Raw genomic sequence first — 25,806 nt, 5'->3', positions numbered from 1 at the left:
CACCAGCGAATTCAGCCGCTGATCGCGATAGGCCGTCCACCACTGGGCGGTCGCAACATCACCATTGCTCTTGACCCCGCCTTCACCGAACTTCGCGGGAAGCGGCATCTCCGGGGGGACATGATCCGGACCGCTCACGCAGCCGGCCAGTGCGGAAGACATCAGCATGCATGCTGCAACCCGCGCGATTATCGTCTGATGCTTCAACGGCCCTCTCCGTGTTTATATCGACGATGCCTAATTATGGTTAATGGATGGTTGATTTTGCGCGATGCGGCCGAATGAGGCGTCACAGCGCCTTCTCCTCATGACGCCCGGTTCTGCCGTCGAGCTCGAGCGGCGGCTGTGGAGGAACGGCATGCATATCGGCCGACGGGAAGCGTGCTGCCAGCAGATCGGCAAGGCTTTCGGAGGATGCGTAGGCGGCGCATTCGGTCGGCGCCACGCAGCTTTGGCGGACGCGGAATGTCTTTGCTGTCGTCTTTGGAGCGAGGTTGACTGTGCCGGTTGCGGACAGTCTGGTTACCGGGTCGAGCGGCGGCGCGAAAAATGGATAGATGACGAACCCCGTTGCCAGGCTCACCGTTACGCACGCTACGATATAAATCAACACAAACCTCATGAGCCTATAACGTCAGCCGCACCCCACCATATCAACCTGCCAATTAGGATTAGAATCCACTGCCGGATGTAGGTCGCGCGCCTCCGCAGGTGCCAAGCGGGGTAGAAAAACAGCCGGATTTCGCTGAAAAGCGGTGAGCGCCCGATCTTCGCGAAACTTTTCGCCTGTCGGGGAGTTTCGGTCTTCAGCAGCAGTGGGTAGAGACCGCAAACGCAGGAGAGACAGATGCCAGACAGATCACGGCCCGGAGCAGACGCAACCGAAGCGGACCTTCAGGCGCATCTGGCCGAGATGGAAGCGGAGGCGATGGCCGATGATTTCGTCCGGGACAATCCGGAAGAAGACGCGGCCCTTGAGGCTGATCTTCACCGGCTGCAGGCAGAGCTGGAAGCACTGCGGGCGCGCCTTTCGGTGATCAAGGAACAGAGTGCGGCCGTGGTGCGCAACAATCTGGAATGGGCCGACAGAAGCGCCCATGACCAGCTCGGTGACTATCCGTGGCTGAAGCTCGCGGGCGCGATGGCCGGAACCTATGTGTTCGGGCGCATGCTGCGCAACGCACCGGTCGCCGCCATCTTGACGGCGGTCGTACCGTTCGTTCTCTCCAAAGCCGAGAAATAGTCGCCATCAGTCCTTGAAGTCGCGCAGGCATTTGACGATTTCGCGCAGGCCGCGGGTCAGGTGCTTGTCGCGGCGCATGACGATGCCGAGCTGGCGGACCAGTCGCGGTTTCACTGGCGACGTTGCGAGATAGCCGGCGCGATCGCGGCGCAGCGCCAGCGACGGAAGCACCGACCAGCCGAGACCGGCCGCCACCAGTTCCTTGATCGCCTCGACGCTGCCGAATTCCATGACCGGCTGAGCACGGATGCCTGCATCGGCAAACCATTTGTCCGTCGCCTGGCGGGTATTGCCGCCGTCATAGAGCATCATCACCTTCTGCTGCAGGAAAGTGGCATCAGGACCGCCTTCCGGCATGTCGCTGCCGCGCGGGGCGACGGCCAGAAGCTCGTCCTCGTAGAATATCTCGACTTCCAGCGATCGCGCCGTGGCGGGCAGGGTGACGACGGCGAGGTCGAGCGCGTTGGATTCCAGATCGCGAAGGATTTCGTCGGTATTGCCGATCTTCACGGTGATCTCGAGGCCCGGCATGCGCTTCTTGGCGGCGGCGATTGCGCGGGGCAGCAGATGGATGGAGGCGGTGCCGCCGCTGCCGATCCGGACACGGCCCGCTGCTCCCTGCCGGTAGGGCGCCATCGCATCGAGCGCCGTATCGCATTGCTCGATGATTTTTCGCGCATGGGCGAGGAATTCGGCGCCCGCGGCCGAAGGCTGGGCGCGGCGTCCCACACGTTCGATCAGCCGCACGCCCAATCGCTGTTCCAGCAGCTTGATCTGCAGGCTGACGGCCGGCTGCGTGACCCCGGCGCGGTCAGCGGCCGCCGTGAAGCTGCCCAATTCGGCGACGCTGACGAAGGCGGCCAGCTGATCGAGATTGATCATCAAAGAAATCCTTATGCATTGCATAACAACGATAAGCTTCTTTCACTGTTCCTGCCAGTCCATCCTCGCGCCTTCAAAACGGCAGGAGACTGGCATGACGATCGAGACTGAAGAGAGCGCCGGACGACGGGCGGACGCGGGGCGATGGAGGCTGGCGCCTGACGGGCTGGTAGCGGCGTTGAGGCATTGGCTGGAAAAGCGCCGCACGCGCAGAAACCTGCTTGAGCTTTCGGCCGGTGAGCTTAGCGATATCGGCATGACCCGCGAGGCCGCCCGCGCCGAGGTGCGAAAGTCGTGGTTCTGGGACTGACGCTCTTGCCTCGCGCGAAAACATTCACCCATATGGTTGACTATCGATTCGAATTTTGTATATTCAACCATACGGGTGAATAAATGGACGACGACGCTCTGTCACGTATTCTGAAGGCCGCGGGTGACACCACGCGGCGGCAGATCCTTACGCTTCTTGTTCAGGAAGGGGCGCTGAGAGTGACTTCGCTTGCCGCTCATTTCGACATGTCCCTGAATGCCGTCTCCAAGCATATCAAGGTCTTGGAGGAGGCGGGACTTGTGACCCGCAGGACTGTCGGCCGTGAGCATTTCATGGCCGCGGAGCTCGAACCACTAAAGCTGACTGAGGGCTGGTTCGCGCAACTGAAGTCCATCTGGGACCTGCGCCTGTCGGCGCTGGAGGCTATTCTAGTTTCAAAGGATGACGGACATGAGTGAACTGGAACTGACAATCAACCGCAAGATCGCAGCGCCCCGCCAGAAGGTTTTCAACGCCTGGCTCTCGCCGGAAATCCTGGCGCAGTTCATGCGCACGCCGACCGGCGGCAGCGGTGTATCGAAGGTGTCGAACGACCCGGTGAAGGGCGGCCGCTTCTCGATCGTGATGAAGACCGCCGAGCGCGAAATCCCGCATGCCGGCACCTATCTGGAGATCGATCCGCACGCGCGCCTCGCATTCACCTGGGAGTCGCCCTATTCGCTCGACGACAGCGTGGTGACCATCGATCTCGCCGAGGTCGATGCCAACACCACCGAAATCACACTGAAGCAGGTGAAATTCCGCAGCGAAGAGGCCCGCGACGGCCACCGCGGCGGCTGGAATGCGATCCTCGATAATCTGCAGGGCATCATCGCCTGATGTGAGGGCCGCCGCGCTCGTCGGCTGCGGCGGCCATGCTTTCCATCCTCTCAGCCTTGCGGGCTGAAGGTCTTGCGCATGGTCTCAGTGTAGTGGGCGTCTGATGTCGTCCAGCGGAGATCGGCGACCATCCTGGTATCGGCTCCGGCCAGGTATCGCACTTGCCTTGCCTCGTCCGTCGCCGCCGCAAAGATCGCCTCGGCCACTTCCCGCTCGGTGCAGTAGGGCGTCGGGTAGTTTGCCATCTTCTGGAAATAGGTCTGCGCATAGGCGCCGTAGTCATCCGGGATCAGGCCGTTCATGCGGTCGCCGCTATTGGCAGTGAAGCTCGTTGTCGGCGCATAGCCGGGTTCGACGAGGCGAGCGTTGATGCCGAAGGGTTCGAGTTCGTAGGCGAGCGATTCAGTAAAGCCCTCGACCGCCCATTTGCTGGCGCAGTAGACGGCGACCATCGGCATCGGGCCGATGCCGGCACTCGATGTGACGTTGATGATCGTGCCGCCGCCCTGTCGGCGCATGACGGGGATGATGGCGCGGCAGGCGGTGAAGACACCGAAGCTGTTGGTCTCGAAGATTTCGCGGGTGACCGCATCTGGTGTTGCCTCAAAGGCTGAGGCGAGGCCGATCCCGGCATTGTTGACGAAGGCATCGATGGCGCCGAAAGCTTCCACACCGGCGGCGATCGCCGCGCGGATGCTGTCTTCGCTGGTAATATCGAGCGGCAGGACCTTGAGGCGGCCGGTTTTATCCGCAAAGACCGCCTTTTCCGGTTGCCGCATCGTCGCCAGCACGTTCCATCCCTTGTCGAGGAAGAACTCTGCTGCTGCCTTTCCGTATCCTGTCGAGCTTCCTGTGATCATCATCGTCTTGGCCATGTCAGGCTCCTTTCGTTGTCAGGGAGCATAGACAAATCAAGGAGACGATCTATAATCAAAACTCCATAAAACATTGTAGATCGTCCATCATGGATCCTTTCAGTGACCTTATCGGTCTGCTTCGGCCGCATGCGGCCGTCTCCAAGCCGATCACCGGCCGCGGCAGATGGGGCGCGTGCTATCGTCCCTACGGGGCGCCCGGATTTGCCATCGTGCTCGAGGGGACCTGCTTTCTTCAGTTTGACGAGGAAGCGCCGACCCGGCTTGCCGCCGGCGATTTCATTCTCATTCCATCGACGCCGGCGTTCTCGCTGTTCAGTCATGCCGAGGCAGAGCGGCTGCCGCGCGAACCCACCGATCAGCCGGTGCGGCATGGCGAGGCGGAAGGCGAGGCGGATTTCCGGATGCTCGGCGGCGGCTTCCAGATCGAGCCGGTCAATGCCGGGCTGCTGCTGGCACTGCTGCCCGGGATCATCCATATCCGTGCCGATGAGGGCGAGGCCGACCGGCTGAAGCGCATCATCGCGCTGATCATGGAAGAGAGCATGGCCGACCGGCCGGGCCGCGAACCGGTGGTCGAGCGGCTGCTGGAGGTGATGCTGGTCGAGGCGCTGCGTTGGGGCGGCGGCATGGATGCCGGGCCGGTGACATCGGGAATGCTGCGTTCGATGCGTGATCCCTCGCTCGCCCGTGCTTTGCGGGCGATGCATGCCGATGTCAGGGAGCGCTGGACGGTCGAAGGGCTGGCGAAGCTCGCCGGCATGTCGCGCTCGGCCTTTGCTGTCCGCTTTGCCGAAGCGCTCGGCACGACGCCGATCGACTATCTCGCGCAATGGCGAATGGCGCTGGCGCGCGATGCGCTGAGCCGCGGCGATATCAGCCTTGAGCGGCTGGCCGGCGACATCGGTTATGAATCGGCAAGCGCTTTCAGCACTGCATTTCGCCGTCACAACGGCTGTTCACCGCGAGAATTCGGCCGTGCGGTAGGAGATAGATCAGCTCAATCGGCGTGACGCGGGCGGCGGCGGACGAGGTCGTCGCCAGCCTGTGGCGGCAGGCGCCAGAAGGTGACGACGCTGGAAGCCGATACCAGGCCGACGACCACGAAGGCGATGTGGAAATCCGAGAGCAGAAGGCCGCCGCCATGCAGGCTGCTTGATATGTCGAGCGAGGCGCCAGCTACCGCGACGCCCATGGCCATCGAGACGCGCTGCGCCACCGCGTTGATCGCGGTTGCCTGACCGGTATCGGCCTCTTCGACATCGCCGAAGGACATGGCGCTGATGCCGGAAAAGGCCATCGAGCGGAGGATGCCGCCGATCAGCAGGCAGCCCATGATCAGCCACATCGGCGTGCCCGGGTGAAACAGCGCGTTGATGCCGAGCAGGATGGCGGAGATGAAGGTGGTGACGATCAGGATGCGGCGGAAGCCGAAGCGCGCGAAGGTGCGGGCGGCGCCGAATTTCGAGCTCAGCGATCCCACCGCGGTGATGAAGGTCACCATGCCCGACTGGAAGGGCGTCAGCCCGAAGCCGAGCTGCAGCATCAGCGGCATCAGGAAGGGAAGGGCGCCGAGCCCCATGCGGAAATTCGAGGCGCCGATGATGGAAGCGCGGAAGATCGGATAGCGGAACATCCGCGGGTCGAGCAGCGGATGCTCGGTGCGCTTGGCATGCCAGAGATAGGCGATGCCCATCAGGATGCCGACCGCGATCGTCGTGTAGCCATAGTACATCGGCAGCGCCGGTAGGCTGATGACGGAAATGCCGAAGACGAAGGCGCTGAAGCCGATGCCCGAGAGAAAGAAGCCGGTGAAATCCAGCGGCTTCGGCTCCCGCGCTTCGACCGGCGGCAATAGCTTGGTGACGAGGATGGTGTCGGCAATGCCGATCGGCACGTTGATCCAGAAGATCCAGTGCCAGCTGAGATAGGTGGTGAAGAAGCCGCCGACCGGCGGGCCGAGGATCGGGCCGACGAGGGCGGGGATGGTGAGCCAGGCCAGCACATCGACCAGTTGATGCTTCGGCGTGCCGCGCACCAGCAGCAGCCGGCTGACGGGCGTCATCATCGAGCCGCCGGCGCCCTGCACCAGCCGCCAGAAGACGAAGGCGCCGATCGAGCCGGAGAAGGCGCAGCCGATCGAGCCGATCATGAAGACGCCGATGGCGATGCGAAAGATGTTCAGCGCGCCGAAGCGATCGGCCATCCAGCCGCTGATCGGGATGAAGACGGCGAGTGCCACGAGGTAGCTGGTGACGGCCAGCTTCAGCGCGATCGGCGATGTACCGATATCGGCGGCGATCGCCGGAAGGCTGGTGGCGATGATCGTCGAATCCATGCGCTCCATGAACAGGGCGATGGCGAGAATGATCGGCGTAAGGCGGGGCAAGGGCAGGTCCGGTCAATGATGCGCGGCCGTTATAGGACGCATTGCGGCCGCGCACCAGTTCAACTTCTCGCAGGTTATCTGCCCTTCAGCCCGAACAGGGCCTCGGCATTGCGGAAGCAGATCTTTTCCATGTCTTCCTTGGGAAGATCGAGCGAATTCAGGATCTTCAGCGTGTCGCGGATATAGCCTGGACCCTTTTCCGGGTCGAAGGGCGAATCCGAGGCGAAGAGGATGCGATCGCTGCCGTAGAATTCCAGGCCGCAGATGGTGGCTGCCTTCGAGCCAAAGACGGCGGTGTCGGCGTAGAAATCCTTGAAGTAATCGAGCGGGCGCTTCTTCAGGCGCTTCAGCACCAGCGTCAGGTCCTCATCCGTGGTGCGCTTGCCGAGCTGGTCCCAGCCCGGGCCGACGCGTCCTTCGAAATAGGGCACCATGGCGCCCATGTGGTGGGCGAGAACCTTCAGGTTGGGCAGGCGGTCCATGAAGCCGGAGAAGACCAGACGAGCCATGGCAGCGCTGGTTTCATAGGGCCAGCCGAAGGTCCACCAGATCTCGTACTTCGACTTGTCCTCGGTGGCGTAGTCGGTCATCGAGGAATTGCGCGAGGGGTGCAGCAGCACCGGCTTGTTATGCTTTGCAGCGACTTCGAAGATCGGGAAGAAGCGCTCCTCGTCAAGCGGCGCGCCGTTGACGTTAGTGTGGATCTGCAAGCCGTTGGCGCCGAGTTCGGTGAAGGCGCGCTCGGCCTCGCGAACGGCAGCGTCGGGCGCATTCATAGGCAGGGCGGCGACGAAGCCGGCGAAGCGCTCCGGATATTTCTCGACGAGCTCGGCCTGGCCGTCATTAGCGATGCGGGCAAATTCGGTGGCGAGTTCCGGGCCGCCCATGGCTTCCAGCGGCGGCATGCCGAGCGAGATGATCTGCCGGTAGTCAGGAAATTCGTCCATGACGCGGAAGCGGGTTTCGAGATCGTAGATGCAGGGTACGCCCTGCATGCGGCGGCCGATATCCTTGCCGGCGCCGTCGAGCTTCTGGATGCGCTCCCAGAGCGCCTTCGGGAAGAAATGGTTGAACGCGTCGATATAATACATTGAGACTCCTCCTCAGTCGTCTATGTCTGGCCGCCTCAGCCGCGCTTCAGGCGGCGGACGAGATAGGCGAAGGTCGCCTTGAACATCTCGTCGCGGAACATGTGCTTGCGCTTGGCCTTGATATCCTCTGGCTTGCCGAGCGCCTTGGCGCCTCCGGCCGCCTCGACCCACAGCTGCATCATGCAGGCGTTTTCCAGCGACAGCGCCAGATAGATCGCCTGTTCGATGGTGGGGGCGGCGGTGACGATGCCGTGGTTCTGCAGAAGCATGGCGCCATGCTCGCCGAGGCAGGCGGCGACCGCCTTGCCGCGCTCGGCGGTGGTGATCAACTCCGTGGTCTCGGAGAACACGGGCAGGCCCTCGGCGAAGATCGAGCCCGGGTGGCCGACCGGCTGCAGCGGCTTGCCGAGCGCCGAGAAGGCGGTGGCATAAGGCGCGTGGGTGTGGACGACGGCATTCAGATCCGGCCGTGCGCGCAGCACCTCGGAATGGATATAGACCTCGTTGTGGCGGCCGAACTCGCCATCGACCTTCTCACCGTCGAGATCGACGGTGATGATGTTGTCGAGGGTGATTTCCTCGAGGCCGAATTTCGACGGCTTCATGTAGAAGCGGTCGGGCTGATCGGGAACGCGGATCGAGACGTGGCCGCGGGTCCAGTCGCCCTGACCGGCAGCTTCCAGAATGCGGCCGGCCTCGATCATCCGCTGCTTCAGATCTTCATGCATCGTCTTGTTCTCCGAGGAATTGTCGCAGCGGATGCCGCTGCCGGACCAGGCCGGTTCGAATGCGGCGCTGCTGCCGTCGCAGGCGCTACACACGGTGCTTGTCGCCGCGTTTGCGGCCCTGCGAAATGTCGAGGAAGAGCTCCGAGGGAGCGACCTTGCGGTCGATCAGCCCCTGCTGGTGGGCGTAGCCGATGACGGTTTCCAGCGTTTTGCCGTTTTGCCCTTCGAGACCGTAGGCCCAGGGATCGTCACCCATGATCGCCTGCTGTTCCTCCCAGGCCTCGCGATACCAGGCGAGCGGCACGATGCGCGGGTTTTCCATGCGCTTCATGGCGATCTGCTTGGCCTCCTCGAAGGCGATATAGAGATTGATCGGCACCCAGGGGTGGCGGGCGACGATCTCCGGCCGGATGCCCATGACATGCATGATCGGGAAGATGCCGGTGCGCTCGTAATAGGCGATCTCCTCGGCCTTGTAGTCGGGGAACAGCCGGCCGACGCGCGGGTCGCGCTTCTTGATCGGGGCGATCAGATCGGGATGCAGCAGGGCGTCGATCTCGCCATCGACGAGCATCTGCTCGATCGACTTGTCCTCGCCGATCTTGTGCAGCTTCAGGCCCGAAGGCACCTTGAAATCTACGTCCTCGTCGAGCTCCGAATACCAGTCGATCGACTGGTGCGGCACGCCATATTCGCTCTCCAGCAGGCCGCGCAGCCAGAGCGATGCGGTCACCTGATAGCTTTTCACGCCGACCTTTCGGCCGATCAGATCCTTCGGTTCGCGGATGCCTGCGGCGGTATTGGTGAAGATGAAGCCATGGCGGAAGCGGCGGTGCAGGAAGACCGGGATCGCATCGAAGGGCAGGTCGCGGGTCTTGGCGGCCATATAGGACGACAGCGAGACCTCGGCGACGTCGAATTCGCCGTTGCGCAGGAAGCGCCAGTGGCGGGTGGTGGAATCCATCTCGGTCAGGATCGTCAGCTCGATCCCGTCGGGTTTCACCACTCCTTCCTTCAGCGCGCGGATGATCTCGTAGTCACCGCAAGCGAGCGTCAGCTCCACCTTTTTCGTCACTGAACTTCTCCCAGAGCCGCCCGGCAAAGTCGCCGCGCCATCATTTAAGGCAAGCATGCGCAGAACAGCAATCGCCTGTCCAGTCATTTTTTAATTATTCCTGCATTGTGGGATTTTTTAAGAAATCAATTGACGCTTGTTTCGAACTCGACGTAAATGAAGGCGAATGCTGCCGGGTTGGAGGGCGGCGAAGGGATGGAGCGCATGGAACAGACGGATGTTCTCATTGTCGGTGCGGGCCCGGTCGGGCTGACGCTGGCTATCGACCTCGGGCAGAAGGGCGTGCGCTGCACGCTGATCGAGAAGAAGGAGGCACCGGAATTCCTGCCGAAGATGGAGCGCTGCAACGCGCGCACCATGGAAATCTTCCGCCGGATGGGCCTCTCCGAGAAGATCCGCAACGCGGGCCTCGATGCGTCGGTGCCGATGGATGTCTATGTCGTTCTCGCCATGAACGAGCCCCCGCTGCTGCGGCTGCCATATCCCTCCGTCAACGAGGCGCTGGCGGAGATCCGCAAGTCGGAGGATGCCAGCCAGCCGCTCGAAGCCTACCAGCTGATTTCGCAATATACGCTGGAGCCGCTGTTGAAATCGGTGGCAGAAGAGCTGCCGACCGTGAGCGTGCGATACGGCACGGAATTCCTGTCGCTGGAGCAGGACGAGGGTGGCGTGACGGCGCGGACCACGACGAAGGATGGCGATGTCACCTATCGCGCCAAATATGTCGTCGGCTGTGATGGCGGGGCGAGCCCGGTGCGCAAGCAGATCGGCATCAAGCTGCGCGGCGAGGGCAATCTCCTGCATCTGCGCCAGGCGCTCTACTATTCGGAAGACCTCTATGATCGCATTCCTCTTGGCGACGGTCCCGGCCGCGGGCGGCACTATCATGTTGCAGATGGTCAGGCGACGTTTCTCATCATGCAGGATTCGACCAAACACTGGACGCTGCATGCCGTCGTCGAGAAGGACGAGGACATGGCCGCCCAGTTCGAGAAGGCGGTCGGTGCGCCCGTCGATTACCAGATGCTCTATGTCGGGCAGTGGAAGCAGAACCTGTTGCTTGCTGACAATTACGGCTCCGGCCGCGTTTTCCTGGCCGGCGATGCCGCGCATCTGGTGATCCCGACGGGCGGTCTCGGCATGAACACAGGTGTGGGCGATGCGGTGGATCTCGGCTGGAAGCTGGCGGCCACCCTGCAGGGATGGGGAGGGCCGAACCTTTTGCGCTCCTACGAAATCGAGCGCCGTCAGGTCGGCGACCGCAATGTCGGCGCCTCGCGCTATGCCTCGCTCGGTCGCCGCAAGTGGCGCTCGCAGTATCGGCCCGATATTCGCGACAACACGCCGGCAGGGCAGGCGACGCGCGACAATCTCGCTGGTGTCGCCGATACCGAACAGCGCAAGACCAACGAGATGATCGGTGCCGAACTCGGCTACCGCTATGTCAGCTCGCCCGTCATCACCGACGAGCCCGGTGGCCCGGAGCACCTCTTCCGCGAATATCACCCGACGACATGGCCGGGCGCCCGCCTGCCGCATCTCTGGCTCGGCGACAACGATCCGGTGCAGGATCGGATCGGGGCGGGCTATACGATGCTGCGGCTCGGTGGAACGCAGATCGACACGTCAGGGATCGAAGGCGCCTTCAAGGCGAGGGGCGTGCCCTATCAGACGCTCGACATCACCTCGCAGCTTGCCCGCGATATCTACGGCTACGATCTGGTGCTTGTGCGCCCCGACATGCATGTCGTCTGGCGCGGCAAGGCGGCCCCTGATGATGCCGCCGCGCTGGCGGCCATGGTCACCGGGCACTGACGAAGATCAGTGCCGGTCATTTAGAAGGATCAGGTGCGCGCCAGAGTCTTCGAGACGACACCGGCGCAGAACACCACCTGTTCGGCGATATCCTCAAGCGTCTTCGCCTGCATCTGCGTGTCGCGCAGCGTCAGGCTGAGGCTGCCGATGATCTCGGAGCGGCCGTCGAAGACGGGGGCGGCAACGCCTGTGACGCCGGGCGTCACGTCGCCGCTGGTGCTGACCCAGCCGCGTTCGCGATGCTGGCGGAACTTCGCCTTCACCTCCGGCAGCGTGGCGCCGAAGCCTGCTTTCAGGAACTCGTCCTGGGCAAGGCCGTAATATTTCCTCAGCTGATGATCCGGGAGATGGTCGAGGATGGCGATCGAGGCGGCGCCATGCAGCAACGAACGGCGGCGGCCGCGGTCATAATTGCTGTGAACGGCTTCGGTGCCGACTTCCTGATGGACGCAGAGAACCTCGAACTTGTAGCGGCGGCAAAGCAGGGCGACGGCCTTGAAGCGGGCGGCAAGCTCTTCCATCATCGGACGGGCGGCGCGGATCAGCACGTCGCCGGTGCGGATCTTGTAATCGAGTTCGACGATGCGCGGTCCCAGCATGTAGCCGACGCCGGGAAGCGAGGTCAGCAGACCGGCATCCGTCAGGATTTTCAGATAGCGGTAGAGCGTCGAGCGGGTGTAGCCGAGCGTGTCGCAAAGCTCTTCGAAGCTCAGCGCCACCGCATCGTCACCGGCATCGAAGAGGTCGAGCAGGCCGATCAATTTCTCCGGGCTGCTCAAGCTGGCATCTCCAAACACGCGCTCGCTGAAGGGCGTCCTGCGCCAATGGCAAACCAGTCTTTCAGCAAATCGAATCCCGCCTCGGCCTCATCCCTAAGTGCTTCACTATAAAGCGATGATCGGCCCGCAGGCAACGTCCGCGCGGACCGGAGCACGACCCAAGAGCTCCGATCCGCTGGCCCTGGCCCCCAGACTAAGCCGCCGTATTCCAGCCTTCGGGGAAGAGACCGTCGCGGATTGCGCCGCCCGCATAGTATTTCCAGAGTTTGCGGACGTGGTGGCCGCGGCGGAAGGAATGGGCAAAGGATTCCATCTCCTCCTCGGTCAGCGGCTTGACCTTGCCGAGTGTCGCAGCGCGGTAGGCGGCTTCGGCATTCTCGACCAGATGGACGGCGTCGATGAAGACGCCGCGGACGGTCTCGGCGGTGACGATCTGGCCATGGGCGCGGATTTGCATCGCGTGACAATCGCCGAGCGTCTTGACGATGCCGCGGCCGCGCTCGGGCGTATCGACATGGGCAGGGTCGGAATGTACAGGAATGCCGTTGCGCCAACGGATCGCGTGGTTCTTGACCGGCAGCAGCGGCACGTCCTCGACCAGCGTGAAGACATTGGTGACGTCGTGGTGGAAATGGGCGACCGAGTTCACATCCGCGCGCGATCGATAAATCTCACAATGAAGGAAAGTTTCGGACGGTGGCTTGGAGCCTTCAGGACCGGAGACGACCTTGCCATCGAGATCGCAGACGAACAGATCCGACGGCGCGACGTCGGCGCGGCTCTTGTCCTGCGGCTGGATCAGGAACGTGTTGCCGCCGGGCAGGCGGGCGCTCACATGGCCGCTATACTCCAGGATCTTCAAGCTGTTCAGCAGGCGCGTCGCCATCGAGACGTCGTGGCGCAGCGTATTTTCCGACAGATCGGAATGCTGCTCATCCGCGTGCTTGTGAGATTTCATGACCGGTTCCTCCCGTTTTAATTAATCCCACATTATACGACTTTTTATGATCTGCAAGCCGCGCCGATCAGACTTCGATCATGACGTCGCTGTTTTCGACGACGACCTTGTAGGTCTTGATCGGGACCATGCAGGGCGGGGCGACGACCTCGCCGGTACGGATGTCGAACTGGCCGTTATGGAAGTCGCATTCGATGTGGTAGCCGTCGAGATAGCCTTCGGCCAGCGAGCCGGGACCGTGCGTACAGAGGTCGTCGGTCACGTAGAACGTGCCGTTCACGTTGTAGACGGCCAGCGTCAGATCGCCTTGCTCGACGCGGATGGCGCTATCCCAATCCACGTCATCGGTCGAACACAGTCTGATCCGGGAACCCACTTCCGACATTCGCATCTCCTCCCTTGTCTTGCGCAGCGCTTGACGAGCGTGCAATCAGCATGTAGCGTTTAAAACGAAACGATGTTCTGTATAACGGAACACGCGATAAAAATACCCGATCCGGCGTGAAGGTCAACCGCAAATCGATCGGCCGGAGGAAACAGGATTTGGCGCGGCGCTGCGGCTCGCCGCGCGGGCACTCGAGGAGGAGTAGTCATGCTCAGGAAAGAACAGAACGACCTGTTGACGCAGACCGATACCGGCACGCCGATGGGGGATATGTTCCGCTGTTATTGGATCCCGGCGCTGCTGGCCGAGGAGCTGCCGGACAACGACTGCGCGCCTGTTCGCATCAAGCTGCTCGGCGAACGCCTGCTGGCCTTCCGTGATAGCGAAGGACGCTACGGCCTGATCGACGAGTTCTGTGCCCATCGCGGCGTCTCGCTGTGGTTCGGCCGCAACGAGCAGGGCGGGCTGCGCTGCCCCTATCACGGCTGGAAATACGACAATACCGGGCAGTGCATCGAAGTGCCCTCAGAGCCGAAGGAAAGCGGCTACTGCGGCAAGATCAAACTGAAGTCCTACCCGCTGATCAAGATCGGCGACATCCTCTGGACCTATATGGGCCCTGCCGACAAGGAGCCGCCGCATCCGGAATGGGAATTCGCGCTGGTACCGGCAGAACAGACCTTCACCTCCAAGCGCTGGCAGGAATGCAACTGGCTGCAGGCGATGGAAGGCGGCATCGATTCCAGCCACGTTTCCTGGCTCCACAGCGGCAGCCTGAATTCCGACCCGCTGTTCAAGGGCGCGCGCGGCAACAAGTACAACATGTCGGATGCCCGCCCATTCTTCGAAGTGACCGACATGGACGGCGGCCTCTATATCGGCGCGCGGCGCAATGCCGAGGAGGGCCACTATTACTGGCGCATCACCCCCTGGGTCATGCCGTCCTTCACCATGGTCCCGCCGCGCGGCGACCATCCGGTTCACGGCCATTTCTGGATCCCGATCGACGATGAAAACTGCTGGGCTTGGAGCTTCGACTACCATCCGGTCCGGCCGCTGACGGCGGGAGAGCGCCAGGCGATGAAGGATGGCAAGGGCATTCACGTCGCCTATGTTCCCGGCACCTACCGTCCGGCCGCCAACAAGGACAACGACTACCTGATGGACCGCGAGGCGCAACGCAAGGGAACGACCTATTCCGGCGTCGAAGGCATCGCCATGCAGGACGCATCGCTGCAGGAAAGCATGGGTCCGATCGTCGACCGCTCCAAGGAAAACCTAGTCTCGACGGACAACGGCATCATCATGGCGCGTCACCGGCTGATGCGGGCGGCGCGCGCGCTGAAGGACAAGGGAATCACGCCCCCCGGCGTCGATCCGGCCCATCATCGTGTTCGCTCGGCTGCCATCGTGCTGCCTGCCGACAAGGCCTACACGGATATCGCCGACGAAGCGCTGACGGTGATTGCGGGCAAGGCGCAAACCAGCGTCTGACAGCAACGTCCTTCAAGGGAGAGATGCCATGCAACTCGGACTGAGCGAAAGCGCCCGCGCAACGACAGCGGAAGAAGCCCGTTTCCGGATCAACTATCCGAATTCGAAGCCTCGGAAGTCACGGATCATCGCCCTCGACCGGACCAGCCATTCGGCGCTGGACCGGCTGGCGGCGGGCTATCAGGGCGGCGATGCCCACTTCCTGCGCTATGTCGAGGCGAAGTTCGCGACGGATACGCTGAACATGCTGCCTGTTGATGCGGTGCTGGAGGAAATCTCCGGGCGGCGCACGACGCTGGCCGAAGAAATCGCCGATGCCGATGTCATAGTCATGCTGACGACGGCGGGTGCCTCGGCGGAGGCGGCCGAGATTATCGGCAATGCCTGCTTCGTGCGCAGCAAGATGACGACGGGTCTGGTCGTCAGCTCGAAGGAGGTTCCAGCGCTCGATCTGGCCCGGACGCTGACGGCGATGCGGCCGTTTGCGGCCATGCTCGTCATCTCGAACGGCGACGAATATGTGGCCGAGATGCTGAGCGCCTTGAGGGTCTGAGAATGGTTCTCGGCGTGGCGTGAGTATTTGCAGGAGCTGTGTTATGGACGATCCCTTACTCCTTGCAAAAAGACGGAAAACGCACGCCATGAATGCATCTGTGAAGGAAACGGCACGCACCAAAAAGGCCGCCCCTGCGACCCGCAACCGCCTGTCATCGGTCACCACGGCCATCCGTCTTTTGAAGGCGTTTTCGGAGGATGAGGTCGAGATCGGGGTCAGCGCGCTGGCGCAGAAATTGAAGGTGGCGAAGAGCACGGTCCATCGTCTGGCCGTGACCCTGGTGGCCGAAGGGCTGCTGGAACAGAACCCGGAAACCGAGCGCTACCGGCTCGGGATCGGTCTGTTCGGGCTCGGCACGCTGGTACGCCGCCGCATGAACCTGTCGAACGAGGCGCGTCCATACCTCTTCGACCTCAGAAAGCATACGGGCGAGACGATCATACTCGGCATCCCCACCGATACCGAAGTCATGCATGTCTACGACTTGGAGAGCCCACAGGCGGTCGGCATCAAGTCCGATCTCGGTGCGCGCAAGCCCGCCCATTGCACCGCAGTCGGACGGGCGATCTTCGCCTTCGCGCCGGAGGAGACGATCGAGCGGGTGCTCTCGGGTCCGCTCGCCAAGCGCACGTCGCACACGATCACCGATCCCGCGCGGGTGCGCGAGATCCTGGCCGAAGTCCGCCAGCGCGGCTTTGCCATCGAGGATGAGGAAAGCGAGCCCGGTATCCGGGCGATTGCCGCCCCCGTCCGGGATTCTACCGGTGCCGTCGTCGGCGCCGTCGGCGTAGCGGGGCCGTCTCTGCGGCTGTCGCTGGAGGCCATCGAAAAATTTGCGCCACCGCTGTTGGAGACGGTGGCAACGATCTCGTCCCGTCTCGGTCATGGAGCGGGTTACAGACATAGATGATGAGGAGGAACGCATGACCGTGATGACATTGAGCGGGACCGATACCAAATGGTCCTGCGCCGACGGTGACACGATCATGCGATCCGCCATTCGCGCCGGTCTCGGCTTTCCCTATGAATGCAATGTCGGCTCCTGCGGCAATTGCCGTTTCGATCTGCTCGAAGGGGAGATCGAGGAGCTCCGCGCCGACGCGCCGGGTCTGAGCGACCGTGACCGCCAGCGCGGCCGCCGTCTCGGCTGCCAGGCGCGGCCGTTGACCGACTGTCTCGTCAAGCTTCGCCTCATGCCGCAATATGAGAGCGCCCATCTGCCGGTGAAGCAGGACGCTGTGCTGACCGGCATCACCGATATCACCCACGATATCCGGGAATTCCGCTTCCGCCTCGATACGCCGACGACCTTCCTTTCCGGTCAGTATGCGCTGCTGACGCTCGATGGCGTCGAGGGCAGCCGCGCTTATTCGATGGCGAACCGGGGCGACCAGCCGGATGAGTGGCATTTCCAGGTGCGCAAGGTGCCGAATGGCGTGGCCACCTCCATGCTCTTCGACCGGCTCAAGGTCGGCGACCGCATAGGCATCGACGGTCCCTATGGCATGGCCTATCTGCGTGAGGATTCGCCGCGCGATATCATCTGTCTCGCGGGCGGCTCCGGTCTTTCGCCGATGATCTCGGTGACGCGGGCGGCGGCGGTTTCGCCAGCGCTTGCCGGGCGGCGGATCGACTTCATCTATGGCGGCCGCGAGGCGCGCGATATCTGCGGCCGGGAAATGCTGGAAGAGCTGCCGGGCTTCGGCAGCACGCTGCATTATCATCCGGTTGTTTCAGGCATGCCCGCCGAAGATGACGGCTGGGATGGCTATCGCGGCTTCGTTCATGAGGTCGCCGCCAGGCTCTTTGCCGAGCGCCTGCCCGAATGCGAGATCTATTTCGCCGGTCCGCCGATGATGGGCCAGGCGATCCAGAAAATGCTCATCGACCTCGGCGTCCCGCAGGGCCAGGTCCATTTCGACCAGTTCTACTAAGATGAAGCTCCGTCAGCTCGCATATTTCGTCAAGGTCGTCGAAGTCGGCAACATCACGCGCGCCGCCGAACAGCTGAACCTTGCCCAGACGGCGCTCGGCATCCAGATCCGCAATCTCGAGGATTCGCTGCAGATCCAGCTTCTCGACCGCCATTCGCGCGGCGTCAGCGCCACACCTGCGGGCATGCTGCTTTACGATCGGGCGCGGGAAATCCTGCAGCGGATCGAGGAGACGCGGCGCGACCTGATCTCGCTCGGCGGCGAGAAGGTGCGGGTGCGCCTCGGCGCCACGCCGTCGATCCTGAAACTAATCGGCACCGATCTTTTGGTCGCCGCCAACGAGCAGCTCCCGGGTATAGCGCTTCACGTCGTCGAGGAATTGAGCTTCGTGCTGACCGATGCGCTGGAGCGCGGCGAACTCGACTATGTGCTGGCCTATGACATCGACGACAGCCCCGGCCTCAGGCGCATCGCGCTGATGGAGGAAGATCTGCTTCTGATCTCGGCGCCCGATGGCAAGGATGCGGAGCAGGACGTCTCCTTCCGCCATGCTGTCGCCGGCGATCTGGCACTGGTGTCGAACCGCGACATCATCTGGCGGCGCGTCCATGAGACGGCGTCGCGTCTCTCCGTCGATGTCAAGATCACCTATCAGGTGCAGTCGATGGAGGCGATCAAGGCGCTGATCTCACATGGCGTGGCGCAGAGCATCATGCCCTATGGCATCGTCTCGGAGGAAATCCGCTCCGGCGAACTGGTCGCCCGGCGCATCGAGCGGCCGGATGTGAAGCTGACGCTGTTTCTCGCCCATGCCTCGCACAAGGGGCTGGCGGACGAGCGGCTGTTCCATGGCTTCATCTACAATATGGTCGAGCGTCTTGCCGCGGCGATCGGTCCCTATGCCCATCCGATCGATCGCGTCATCGAGGATTGATCAGCGATTTTCGTATGAGCTGGACAATATGATTTATCTTGGACATTTGCCCGACCGGGCCCGATGATCTCTCTCGAATGTGGAAGGGCGTTCACCGGAACTGAGAAATCCGGTGGGTGAGCGGATCGCCGATTGTCTTTGATGATCAGCAACTTGACAGGAGGATGTCAGGTTTTGATTCACGTCCGGCTGTTGGGGAGTGAGTAATCTGACATCGTCGCTTCGTTTGTCCTTCGGCTGCTGGAATTATGACCGCACGCGCGCGCTGATGGACCGCACGGTCGTGCCTGACGGTATCGATCTCGTCTATCTGAATATGCCGGTCGAAGAGACCTTCTTCCGCATGCTCCGCCACAAGGAGTTCGACATCGCCGAGATGTCGCTGTCATCCTATGTGCTCTCGCATTTCACCGAAGAGCAGCCTTTTGTCGCCATTCCGGTCTTTCCGTCGCGCTACTTCCGGCATTCGTCGATCTATGTGAATTCGACAGCCGGCATCCGCAATCCCACCGATCTGATCGGCAAGCGGGTCGGCAGTCCTGAATATCAGATGACCGCGCCGGTCTGGATCCGGGGCATTCTCTCGGACGAATACGGTGTGAAGGTCGATGACGTCACCCATTATACCGGTGGCGAAGAGCAGCCGAACCGGCCGGAAAAGCTGCCGCTCAACCTGCCGTCCTATATCAACGTCAAGCGCATCGGGCCGCAGCAGACCCTGTCGGCGATGATCCGCGAAGGCGAGATCGATGCGCTGTTCACGGCCCGCAAGCCATCGTCCTATGACGGCTGTCATGTGAAGCGGCTGTTCGAGGATTTCGTCGAGGTGGAGCGCGACTATTTCCGCAAGACCGAAATCTTCCCGATCATGCATACGATCGTCATCCGCCGCGAAATCTACGAGCGGCATCGCTGGATTGCCCAGTCTCTCTACAAGGCGTTTGCCGAGGCGCAGGCGCGCATCTATCGCGATCTCGAGGAGACGGCGGCGCTGAAGGTGATGCTTCCCTGGCTGAATGCCCATGTGGAAGAGGCTCGCCGCATCATGGGCGACGATTACTGGAGCTACGGCTTCAAGCAGAACCGCCGGACGCTCGACACGTTCCTGCGCTATTCGCATGAGCAGGGCCTGTCGAAGCGGCGGCTGCAGCCCGAAGATATCTTCGTTCCTGAGACCATGGAGAATTTCGTCATCTGATCGCTCCTGATGCAGAACGAGGTTCCGCTATGCGGAATCCGTATGGCTGCTCTGTGCTGTCAGGTCTTTCCGGATTGCCGCTGTCAAGTTATATGCAGCGCACAATAGACGGAGATGATCGAGATGACCGCTACCACTTATCGCAGCACCGGCCGTACGGACTGGGTCCGCAGCGCTTTCGGCGGTCTGTTCGAAACGATGAGCCTGGTCAGCGCCGCGCATGAATGCTCGATGGCCCGCCGCGAGCGCCGCGCGCCGAATACGGCAGCGCTCCACACGCTCAGCATCGACGAGACGGCTTTCAAGCGCACCTACAAGCGCCGCTGATTTCACACTGACTGCCTGAATCAAAAAAGGGCTGCGATCCCGGGATCGCAGCCCTTTCTCGTTTCGGATGATGGGTCAGATCAGGCCGGTCAGGATGCCGACGCCCGCGATCGTGGCGAAGCCGCCGGCGAGGCGGGTTGCCAGGAAGCCGCTGCGCTCGCCGCCGCGGCCGATGGCGAAGCCGAGTGCAAGGCCGGCCATGTGCAGGATGGCGGTCGCCATCATGAAGCCCGCAGCGTAGGTGAGGCCGGCAGCGTTTTCAGGCATTTCGGCGCCGTGGGCGTGGCCATGGAAGACGGCGAAGAGGCCGACGACGGCCATCGCTGCGGCAACCGGAGCCTTGATGTTCAAGGCAACGACGGCGCCGAGCACGATCACGGACAGCGCGATGCCGATTTCGACGAAGGGAACGTTGACGCCTGCCATGCCGAGCGCGCCGCCGAAGGCCATGACCAGCACGAAGGTTGCGGGCAGCAGCCAAGTGGCGCGGCCGCCGAGCTGGAAGGCGAGAACGCCGACCATGACCATTGCCAGGACGTGATCGAGACCGGTCATCGGATGGGCAAATCCGTGGCTGAAGCCTGCGGCCTCTCCAATCGCCGGATGGGCATAGGCTGCGGCCGGAATGGCGGCGGCGATCAAGGCAAGAAGCCCGCTCTTCAGTGATTGTCTCATGTCATTTCCCTCCTGGGTTCGGCGTTGGCGGCGTATTTCGATGGGGCAGGGTCGCCAACATGTGATGATAAAGCAAGGGGTCGTTTGCCGTAGATCCGTCCTCCGCGACGCGAAAAACAACACACCCGCATGAGATCGACGCTATGCCCTGATCGCACTGAAGTAAATTTTAATCTCTTTACACCTGCGTTAAGTTTTTTTATCGTCATTTCCATGAAAAATATAAGCTTTCGTCAGCTGAGGTCGCTTCTTGCCATCGAAACTCATGGCAAGATCGTCGAGGCTGCGAAAGTGCTCGGACTGACCGCTCCGGCCGTTACCCTGCAGCTGAAACAGCTGGAGGCGGAGGCGGGTGTTCAGCTCTTCGAGCGCATGGCCCACGGCATGTATCCGACCGAAGCGGGCAGGGCGGTTCTCTCTGCCGCCCGCGATATCGAAGACCGGCTGCAGCTGCTCGGCGACGAGATCAATGCCTTCAAGGGCGTCAAGCGCGGCCGGATCGCCGTCGGCGCCGTCTCGACCGTGCGCTATTTCGCCAGCGCCATGCAGAACGCCTTTGCCGCCGAGTTTCCCGATATCGATCTCGATCTGATCATCGACCGGCGGACGGAGACGATCGAACGGCTGAAGAACCGGACGATCGATATCGCCCTGGTCGGCCGTCCGCCGCGCGATATCTCGGTGCGTGCGGCGATCTTCGGCGAGCATTCGCTGGTCGTCGTTGCGCCCCCGCACCATCCGCTGGTCGGCCAGCACGGGATTTCCAAGGCCGATATCGCCGGCGAGCATTTCATCGTCCGCGGCTCGGGTTCCAGCACGCGGATCTGGTTCGAGCGCTTCATGGCGGAAATCCCGGGACGGGCGGCAGGGCCGAATACCGAGATGGAGCTTGTCGAGGATATCAAGCGCGCCGTCATGGCCGATACCGGGCTTGCCTTTCTGGCGGCCCACAGCGTTGCCGAGGAAGTGCAGGCGGGCAAGATCGCGATCCTCGATGTTGCCGGCCTGCCGATCCGGCGGCAGTGGTTTGCCGTCAGCCGCACGGACCGGGCGATGACCCCGGTGATGACCGCTTTCCAGGAGTTCCTGACCCGTCATAGCGGCCAGTTCCTCCCGGAAGCGCTGCCATCCTGAGGTTTACGCCTTCAGGAAATCGATCACCCGAGCATTGGTGTTTTCGGCCGTCAGCTGCGGCACCGGGATATCCCAGTAATCCGAGCCCGGAATGCATTCCTGCAGGTAGCGGGCGGCCGATGTCGCGTGCGAGAAGTCGGCACCGGGGATGATCAGCGTCTTGATATCCAGGCGGACGAGATCCTCCGGTTCGGCACCCGGCGAGGTGTCGCGGTCGATGAGGCCGCGCGGCATGCCCGCTACGATCGCCTTGTAGGCATCGACATCGAGCTTGGCATAGTGCTTGGCGAATTCCGCGTCATGACGCAGCACCGAGATCCAGGGGCCGCCGCGCGGATCGGCGCCGAAGGCCTTGTTGCTTTCCTTCGACAGCGCAACGACGGCTTCAAGGCCGTTCTGCTGAACGAAGGCCAGATGTTCGGCGAAGCGCTGATGCCCGGTCATGCGGTAGCGGGCGCCGCCGACGGGCCAGAACAACACCATCTTGTCGACACGCTCAGGCGCCTGCGTCGCCATCGCCATCGCCACGCTGCAACCCATGCAGCCGCCCATGATATGGGCCTTGTCGATGCCGAGATGGTCGAGCAGGCCGGTCGCCTGCTTGACATAGTCGCGCCAGGTGACGCGCTCGACGCGGCCGCCCGACTGGCCGGTCTCGCGCCGGTCGAAGACGATGCAGGTGAAATGCGAGGGCAGGTGCTCCAGAAACTGGGTCACTACGTAAATGCCTTGCGTGCGCCATTTCTCGACCGTCGCGTCGAAGCCGCCGGGCGAGAACATCAAGAGCGGCGGTCCGCTGCCGATGATCTCGTAGCGCGTGCTGATGCCGTCGATGACTGCGGTTGCCATGAATTCCACCCCCGTTTCTGTCTTACAGACCTTCGCAGCCGAGCTTGCGAAGGCTTTCGTCGACCCAGAGTTTCGGATCGAGCTTGCCGGCCATGGTGTTGGCCACGGTTCTGGCTTCCGCTTCGTTCTTGGCTTTGGCCTGCGTATAGATTTCCTCGGTGATGCCGTAGGGCACGCAGAGCAGGCCGTCGTCATCGCCGATGACGAGGTCGCCGGGATTGATCACCATGCCGCCGAAGGCGATCGGCACGTTGATCTCGCCCGGGCCATCCTTGTAGGGGCCGCGATGGGTGATGCCGGCGGCAAAGACCGGGAAGGTCCCGGCCTTGATCCATCCGTAGTCGCGCACCGCGCCGTTGATGACGACGCCCGTGACGCCGATCTTCATGGCGTGCGACAGCATCATCTCGCCAACAAGCGCATTGGTGAGATCGCCGCCGGCATCGACGACGATGACGTCGCCGGGGCCGGCCATCAGCAGCGCCTTGTGGATCATCAGATTGTCGCCGGGCCGCGTCTTCACGGTGAAGGCCGCACCCGACATCTGGCCGGAGGCGTGCATCGGGCGAAGACCGGGGCCACCCGCCGTCATGCGCGACATCACATCGCTGACATTGGCGACCGGGATGGTCCGGAACTTCTCGATGGTCTCCGCATCGACCTTCCGGGTGCGCTCGGCAATTCTGAAACCGATGGTCATGAGGCTCTCCTTATTCCCAGGGCATCAGGGATGCGTGGATGACATCGGGCACGCCCTTGCCGCCGACCGACTCTATGGCAAGCGCCGCGTCCTTCAGGCCGAACTTGTGGGTGGTGATCTTTTCCAGCGGGAAGCGGTTGGAGGCGATCTGCTCGAGTGCCAGTTCGCAGGCCCGGTAGCTGTGGCCGCGGGCGCTCTTGATGGTGATCGCCTTGGTGGTGACCTTCTCCAGCGGGAAGTTCGGGAATTCCTTCATCTCGCCCTGGACGAGGATGGTACCTGCCTTTCTGACCAAGGCTTCAACGCCGAGCAGGATCGGGATGGTGCCGGCGCCTGCCGTACAGTCGAGCGAGATATCGACACCCTTGCCCCCGGTGATTTCCATGATGCGGGCGAGCGGATCTTCCTTCTGGACGTCGATGACGTAGTCGGCGCCGAGCTGCTTGGCGACTTCGAGGCGCGCCGTGTCCTTGGTCGTCCCGGTGACGATGATCAGCGAGGCGCCGGCCTGCTTGCAGATCACCGTCTGGGACAGGCCCTGCTGGCCCGGTCCCTGGATGAGGACGGTCGAGTTATAGCCGACATTGCTGTCGAACAGCGACCATTCCACGCCGTTCGCCATCGGGGTGACCAGACCGGCAAGCTCCGGCGTTACGCCCTTGGGCACGCGGTGGACGACGGCATTCCAGGGAAGATAGACATATTGCGCGAAGCCGCCCCAGAGATGCGGTGCGCGCTCGGCCGAGGTGTAGCCGTAGCGGATGCTTTCGGGGTTGTTGCGCCAGTCGGTGTTTTCGCAATGGCGGTACTGGCCCTGATGGCACCACTGGCACTTGCCGCACATGACATAGTGCTCGACGAAGACGAGGTCGCCTTCCTTGAAGCCCTTGCGGCGGGTGAACTCGCGGCCGGCCTTGGCGATGTAGCCGATATTCTCATGGCCCATGATCGTCGGGGCATTGTTCGGCGGCGTCTTGAACAGCTTGACGTCGGTGCCGCAGATGCCGGCCACTTCCATCTTCAGAAGGGCGGCGTCTTCAGGCACGTCGGGCATCGGAAATTCGCGGAAATCCATGATGCTCGGTCCGGTGCGGACCGCGGCGAGAACCTTCTCAGTCATGCTTCACTCCCTTGGATCGGACGATCGACCGGCGGCTCAGATGCCGCGCGGATGGTCCGCAGTTTCGACAAACCATTTTGACAACCGGCGCCGGCGCGCCCTATGCTGCGTTCAGAGAGACGCCCGTTCGGCGCCACAAAACCCAGCCGGAAACCATGCTGAAGACCGCAAGCCGCAACGCCGGAAAGATCGATGCCGTCCGCCGCATCAAGGACTGGACGCGCGAGCGTTTCAGCCTCGGCGACGACGTCGCGGTCATGGTGGCGGAAGTCGCCTGCGGCCTGCCGGGCTGTCCGCCGATCGAAACGATCGTGACCTTCTGGACGGCGCCGGACGTGCGGCATGCCTTCAAGGCATTCAAGCCGGTTGCCGAGGTGACGATCGAAGACCTGCCGCCCTACTGGATGAAGAATTCCATCATCACCGAAAGCGGCGATCTTTCCTGCTGCTGAGCTTGCCGCCCTCATAGCGGCAGGCCCGGGCGGCCGCGGCGCGACAGCTGGGCGTCGAGGCGCGGATAGACGTGGCGGGCGTTGCCCTCGAAAATCTTGTAGCGGGTCATTTCGTCGAGATCGCCAAGCTGGTCGATATAGCGCTTGGTATCGTCGTAGTGATGGCCGGTTTCCGGATCGATGCCCTTGACGGCGCCGAGCATCTCGGAGGCGAAGAGGATGTTGTCGACCGGGATCACCTTCTGCATCAGCTCGATGCCCGGATAGTGATAGACGCAGGTGTCGAAGAAGACGTTTTTCAGCAGATGCTCCGTCAGCAGCGGCTTCTTCATTTCTTGCGCCAGACCGCGATAGCGCCCCCAGTGGAATGGCACCGCGCCGCCGCCATGCGGGATGACGAATTTCAGTGTCGGAAAATCCTTGAACAGATCACCCTGCAGCAGCTGCATGAAGGCCGTCGTGTCGCCGTTGATATAATGGGCACCGGTGTGGTGGAAGCAGGCATTGCAGGATGAGGAGACATGGATCATGGCGGGCACGTCGAGATCGCAGAGCGTCTCGTATAGCGGGTACCACTGCCTGTCGGTCAGCGGCGGGTCGGTCCAGTAGCCGCCTGATGGATCCGGGTTAAGGTTGACGCCGACGAAGTCGAGTTCTTCCACGATGCGCTTCAGCTCGGGAATGCAGTTCTTCGGCGGGGCGCCCGGATGCTGCGGCAGCTGGCCGACGGCGGCGAAATTGTCGGGAAGCAGCTTGCAGATACGATGGATCAGGTCGTTGGACATCGACGACCATTGCATGCTCACCGCCTCGGTGCCGACGTGATGAGCCATGCCGGCGGCGCGCGGCGAAAAGATCGTCAGGTCGCTGCCGCGTTCCTGCTGGAACTTCAGCTGCGGGGCGACGGATTCACGCAGCATGTCGTCGGAGATGCCGAGATCGGTGCTGGTCGGCCGTCGCATGGCGTCGGCGAGACCGGCAAGCTGCTTGTCGCGGAACTGGTGAAGCGCCTGCGGCTCGGTGGTGTAATGTCCGTGAATGTCGATGATCATGGGGCAATCCT

Annotated in this window: 30 protein-coding genes and 1 pseudogene; 15 read left to right on the top strand and 16 right to left on the bottom strand. The window is 62.5% G+C overall.

Annotation, left to right across the window (positions count from 1 at the left end; all coding sequences use genetic code 11):
- Positions 1-168: pseudogene (locus AC1DV9_RS17970) on the bottom strand (efflux transporter outer membrane subunit); the annotation flags it as partial.
- 121 nt (positions 169-289) lie between these two features.
- Positions 290-610 (bottom strand): hypothetical protein, encoded by a 321-nt coding sequence (locus AC1DV9_RS17965; RefSeq protein WP_148194284.1) that lies wholly within the window; start codon positions 608-610, stop codon positions 290-292.
- Positions 611-847: 237 nt separating this feature from the next.
- Between AC1DV9_RS17965 and AC1DV9_RS17960 the strand changes: the two genes are divergently transcribed.
- Complete coding sequence (locus tag AC1DV9_RS17960) at positions 848-1,243, top strand: hypothetical protein (protein ID WP_477940491.1); 396 nt, start codon at positions 848-850, stop codon at positions 1,241-1,243.
- Positions 1,244-1,249: 6 nt separating this feature from the next.
- Here AC1DV9_RS17960 and AC1DV9_RS17955 read toward each other — a convergent pair whose 3' ends face one another.
- Positions 1,250-2,125, bottom strand: a complete 876-nt coding sequence (locus tag AC1DV9_RS17955) for a LysR family transcriptional regulator (protein ID WP_477949501.1) — start codon at positions 2,123-2,125, stop codon at positions 1,250-1,252.
- Between the two features lie 94 nt (positions 2,126-2,219).
- On the opposite strand from AC1DV9_RS17955, the gene AC1DV9_RS17950 reads away from it, so the two are divergent.
- The 3 genes from AC1DV9_RS17950 (at position 2,220) to AC1DV9_RS17940 (ending at position 3,275) form a co-directional block, all read left to right on the top strand.
- Positions 2,220-2,435, top strand: coding sequence for a DUF1127 domain-containing protein (locus AC1DV9_RS17950; RefSeq protein WP_477949499.1), 216 nt, complete (start codon positions 2,220-2,222; stop codon positions 2,433-2,435).
- A gap of 83 nt (positions 2,436-2,518) precedes the next feature.
- The gene (locus AC1DV9_RS17945; RefSeq protein ID WP_310294111.1) at positions 2,519-2,854 is read left to right on the top strand and encodes an ArsR/SmtB family transcription factor; all 336 of its coding nucleotides are present in this window, start codon (positions 2,519-2,521) and stop codon (positions 2,852-2,854) included.
- On the top strand, positions 2,847-3,275 hold the full coding sequence (locus tag AC1DV9_RS17940; RefSeq protein WP_477949497.1) for an SRPBCC family protein: 429 nt from the start codon (positions 2,847-2,849) through the stop codon (positions 3,273-3,275). The genes AC1DV9_RS17945 and AC1DV9_RS17940 overlap by 8 nt, the downstream gene beginning before the upstream one ends.
- 50 nt (positions 3,276-3,325) lie before the next feature.
- On the opposite strand, the gene AC1DV9_RS17935 is transcribed toward AC1DV9_RS17940, so the two are convergent.
- Positions 3,326-4,150, bottom strand: a complete 825-nt coding sequence (locus AC1DV9_RS17935; protein ID WP_477949495.1) for an SDR family oxidoreductase — start codon at positions 4,148-4,150, stop codon at positions 3,326-3,328.
- A gap of 89 nt (positions 4,151-4,239) precedes the next feature.
- Between AC1DV9_RS17935 and AC1DV9_RS17930 the strand changes: the two genes are divergently transcribed.
- Positions 4,240-5,163, top strand: a complete 924-nt coding sequence (locus AC1DV9_RS17930) for an AraC family transcriptional regulator (protein WP_477949494.1) — start codon at positions 4,240-4,242, stop codon at positions 5,161-5,163.
- Here AC1DV9_RS17930 and AC1DV9_RS17925 read toward each other — a convergent pair.
- The 4 genes from AC1DV9_RS17925 to AC1DV9_RS17910 all read right to left on the bottom strand — a co-directional run bounded on the left by AC1DV9_RS17925 (position 5,151) and on the right by AC1DV9_RS17910 (position 9,433).
- Positions 5,151-6,521: an MFS transporter gene (locus AC1DV9_RS17925; RefSeq protein ID WP_477949527.1), complete on the bottom strand. Its 1,371-nt coding sequence runs from the start codon at positions 6,519-6,521 to the stop codon at positions 5,151-5,153. The two genes, AC1DV9_RS17930 and AC1DV9_RS17925, sit on opposite strands and share 13 nt — an antisense overlap.
- Positions 6,522-6,613: 92 nt before the next feature.
- Positions 6,614-7,630, bottom strand: coding sequence for an amidohydrolase family protein (locus tag AC1DV9_RS17920; RefSeq protein ID WP_477949492.1), 1,017 nt, complete (start codon positions 7,628-7,630; stop codon positions 6,614-6,616).
- Between the two features lie 35 nt (positions 7,631-7,665).
- Positions 7,666-8,451, bottom strand: coding sequence for a class II aldolase/adducin family protein (locus AC1DV9_RS17915; protein WP_477949490.1), 786 nt, complete (start codon positions 8,449-8,451; stop codon positions 7,666-7,668).
- Positions 8,444-9,433, bottom strand: coding sequence for an ABC transporter substrate-binding protein (locus AC1DV9_RS17910; protein WP_477949488.1), 990 nt, complete (start codon positions 9,431-9,433; stop codon positions 8,444-8,446). The genes AC1DV9_RS17915 and AC1DV9_RS17910 overlap by 8 nt, the downstream gene beginning before the upstream one ends.
- A gap of 204 nt (positions 9,434-9,637) precedes the next feature.
- Here AC1DV9_RS17910 and AC1DV9_RS17905 point away from each other — a divergent pair, with 204 nt between their 5' ends.
- Entirely contained in the window at positions 9,638-11,248 is a 1,611-nt protein-coding gene (locus tag AC1DV9_RS17905; protein WP_477949486.1) for an FAD-dependent monooxygenase, read from the top strand.
- A gap of 29 nt (positions 11,249-11,277) precedes the next feature.
- On the opposite strand, the gene AC1DV9_RS17900 is transcribed toward AC1DV9_RS17905, so the two are convergent.
- The 3 genes from AC1DV9_RS17900 to AC1DV9_RS17890 all read right to left on the bottom strand — a co-directional run bounded on the left by AC1DV9_RS17900 (position 11,278) and on the right by AC1DV9_RS17890 (position 13,370).
- Positions 11,278-12,027 (bottom strand): IclR family transcriptional regulator, encoded by a 750-nt coding sequence (locus tag AC1DV9_RS17900; protein ID WP_162698838.1) that lies wholly within the window; start codon positions 12,025-12,027, stop codon positions 11,278-11,280.
- Positions 12,028-12,220: 193 nt separating this feature from the next.
- The gene (locus AC1DV9_RS17895) at positions 12,221-12,985 is read right to left on the bottom strand and encodes a class II aldolase/adducin family protein (protein ID WP_477949484.1); all 765 of its coding nucleotides are present in this window, start codon (positions 12,983-12,985) and stop codon (positions 12,221-12,223) included.
- A 67-nt stretch (positions 12,986-13,052) separates the two neighbouring features.
- Positions 13,053-13,370, bottom strand: coding sequence for a non-heme iron oxygenase ferredoxin subunit (locus AC1DV9_RS17890; RefSeq protein WP_112390196.1), 318 nt, complete (start codon positions 13,368-13,370; stop codon positions 13,053-13,055).
- A 207-nt stretch (positions 13,371-13,577) separates the two neighbouring features.
- On the opposite strand from AC1DV9_RS17890, the gene AC1DV9_RS17885 reads away from it, so the two are divergent.
- The 7 genes from AC1DV9_RS17885 (at position 13,578) to AC1DV9_RS17855 (ending at position 19,813) form a co-directional block, all read left to right on the top strand.
- Positions 13,578-14,864: an aromatic ring-hydroxylating dioxygenase subunit alpha gene (locus AC1DV9_RS17885; RefSeq protein ID WP_477949482.1), complete on the top strand. Its 1,287-nt coding sequence runs from the start codon at positions 13,578-13,580 to the stop codon at positions 14,862-14,864.
- Between the two features lie 28 nt (positions 14,865-14,892).
- Entirely contained in the window at positions 14,893-15,417 is a 525-nt protein-coding gene (locus tag AC1DV9_RS17880) for a hypothetical protein (RefSeq protein ID WP_477949480.1), read from the top strand.
- An 88-nt stretch (positions 15,418-15,505) separates the two neighbouring features.
- Complete coding sequence (locus AC1DV9_RS17875) at positions 15,506-16,330, top strand: IclR family transcriptional regulator (protein ID WP_442207789.1); 825 nt, start codon at positions 15,506-15,508, stop codon at positions 16,328-16,330.
- Between the two features lie 13 nt (positions 16,331-16,343).
- Positions 16,344-17,354: an FAD-binding oxidoreductase gene (locus AC1DV9_RS17870; RefSeq protein ID WP_477949478.1), complete on the top strand. Its 1,011-nt coding sequence runs from the start codon at positions 16,344-16,346 to the stop codon at positions 17,352-17,354.
- A 1-nt stretch (position 17,355) separates the two neighbouring features.
- The gene (locus AC1DV9_RS17865; protein WP_477949476.1) at positions 17,356-18,288 is read left to right on the top strand and encodes a LysR family transcriptional regulator; all 933 of its coding nucleotides are present in this window, start codon (positions 17,356-17,358) and stop codon (positions 18,286-18,288) included.
- A 199-nt stretch (positions 18,289-18,487) separates the two neighbouring features.
- Positions 18,488-19,486: a substrate-binding domain-containing protein gene (locus AC1DV9_RS17860; protein WP_477831671.1), complete on the top strand. Its 999-nt coding sequence runs from the start codon at positions 18,488-18,490 to the stop codon at positions 19,484-19,486.
- Positions 19,487-19,609: 123 nt separating this feature from the next.
- The gene (locus AC1DV9_RS17855) at positions 19,610-19,813 is read left to right on the top strand and encodes a hypothetical protein (RefSeq protein ID WP_477949475.1); all 204 of its coding nucleotides are present in this window, start codon (positions 19,610-19,612) and stop codon (positions 19,811-19,813) included.
- Positions 19,814-19,888: 75 nt separating this feature from the next.
- On the opposite strand, the gene AC1DV9_RS17850 is transcribed toward AC1DV9_RS17855, so the two are convergent.
- Positions 19,889-20,488: a HupE/UreJ family protein gene (locus AC1DV9_RS17850; protein WP_477949474.1), complete on the bottom strand. Its 600-nt coding sequence runs from the start codon at positions 20,486-20,488 to the stop codon at positions 19,889-19,891.
- Between the two features lie 213 nt (positions 20,489-20,701).
- Between AC1DV9_RS17850 and AC1DV9_RS17845 the strand changes: the two genes are divergently transcribed.
- Positions 20,702-21,622, top strand: coding sequence for a LysR family transcriptional regulator (locus AC1DV9_RS17845; protein WP_477949473.1), 921 nt, complete (start codon positions 20,702-20,704; stop codon positions 21,620-21,622).
- Between the two features lie 3 nt (positions 21,623-21,625).
- On the opposite strand, the gene AC1DV9_RS17840 is transcribed toward AC1DV9_RS17845, so the two are convergent.
- From AC1DV9_RS17840 to AC1DV9_RS17830, 3 genes are read right to left on the bottom strand one after another with little or no spacing between them, the layout of a single operon-like run.
- Positions 21,626-22,471, bottom strand: a complete 846-nt coding sequence (locus AC1DV9_RS17840) for an alpha/beta fold hydrolase (protein WP_477949471.1) — start codon at positions 22,469-22,471, stop codon at positions 21,626-21,628.
- Positions 22,472-22,493: 22 nt separating this feature from the next.
- The gene (locus AC1DV9_RS17835; RefSeq protein ID WP_477949469.1) at positions 22,494-23,171 is read right to left on the bottom strand and encodes an RraA family protein; all 678 of its coding nucleotides are present in this window, start codon (positions 23,169-23,171) and stop codon (positions 22,494-22,496) included.
- Between the two features lie 10 nt (positions 23,172-23,181).
- The gene (locus AC1DV9_RS17830; RefSeq protein WP_112540626.1) at positions 23,182-24,291 is read right to left on the bottom strand and encodes a zinc-dependent alcohol dehydrogenase; all 1,110 of its coding nucleotides are present in this window, start codon (positions 24,289-24,291) and stop codon (positions 23,182-23,184) included.
- Positions 24,292-24,446: 155 nt separating this feature from the next.
- Here AC1DV9_RS17830 and AC1DV9_RS17825 point away from each other — a divergent pair, with 155 nt between their 5' ends.
- Positions 24,447-24,743, top strand: coding sequence for a hypothetical protein (locus AC1DV9_RS17825; RefSeq protein ID WP_477949468.1), 297 nt, complete (start codon positions 24,447-24,449; stop codon positions 24,741-24,743).
- 11 nt (positions 24,744-24,754) lie between these two features.
- Here AC1DV9_RS17825 and AC1DV9_RS17820 read toward each other — a convergent pair whose 3' ends face one another.
- Positions 24,755-25,795 (bottom strand): amidohydrolase family protein, encoded by a 1,041-nt coding sequence (locus AC1DV9_RS17820; protein ID WP_477949467.1) that lies wholly within the window; start codon positions 25,793-25,795, stop codon positions 24,755-24,757.
- Positions 25,796-25,806: the final 11 nt, after the last annotated feature.

Source organism: Rhizobium sp. 01L410 (assembly GCF_056400165.1).
This window is presented reverse-complemented; position numbering and strand designations above follow the sequence as displayed.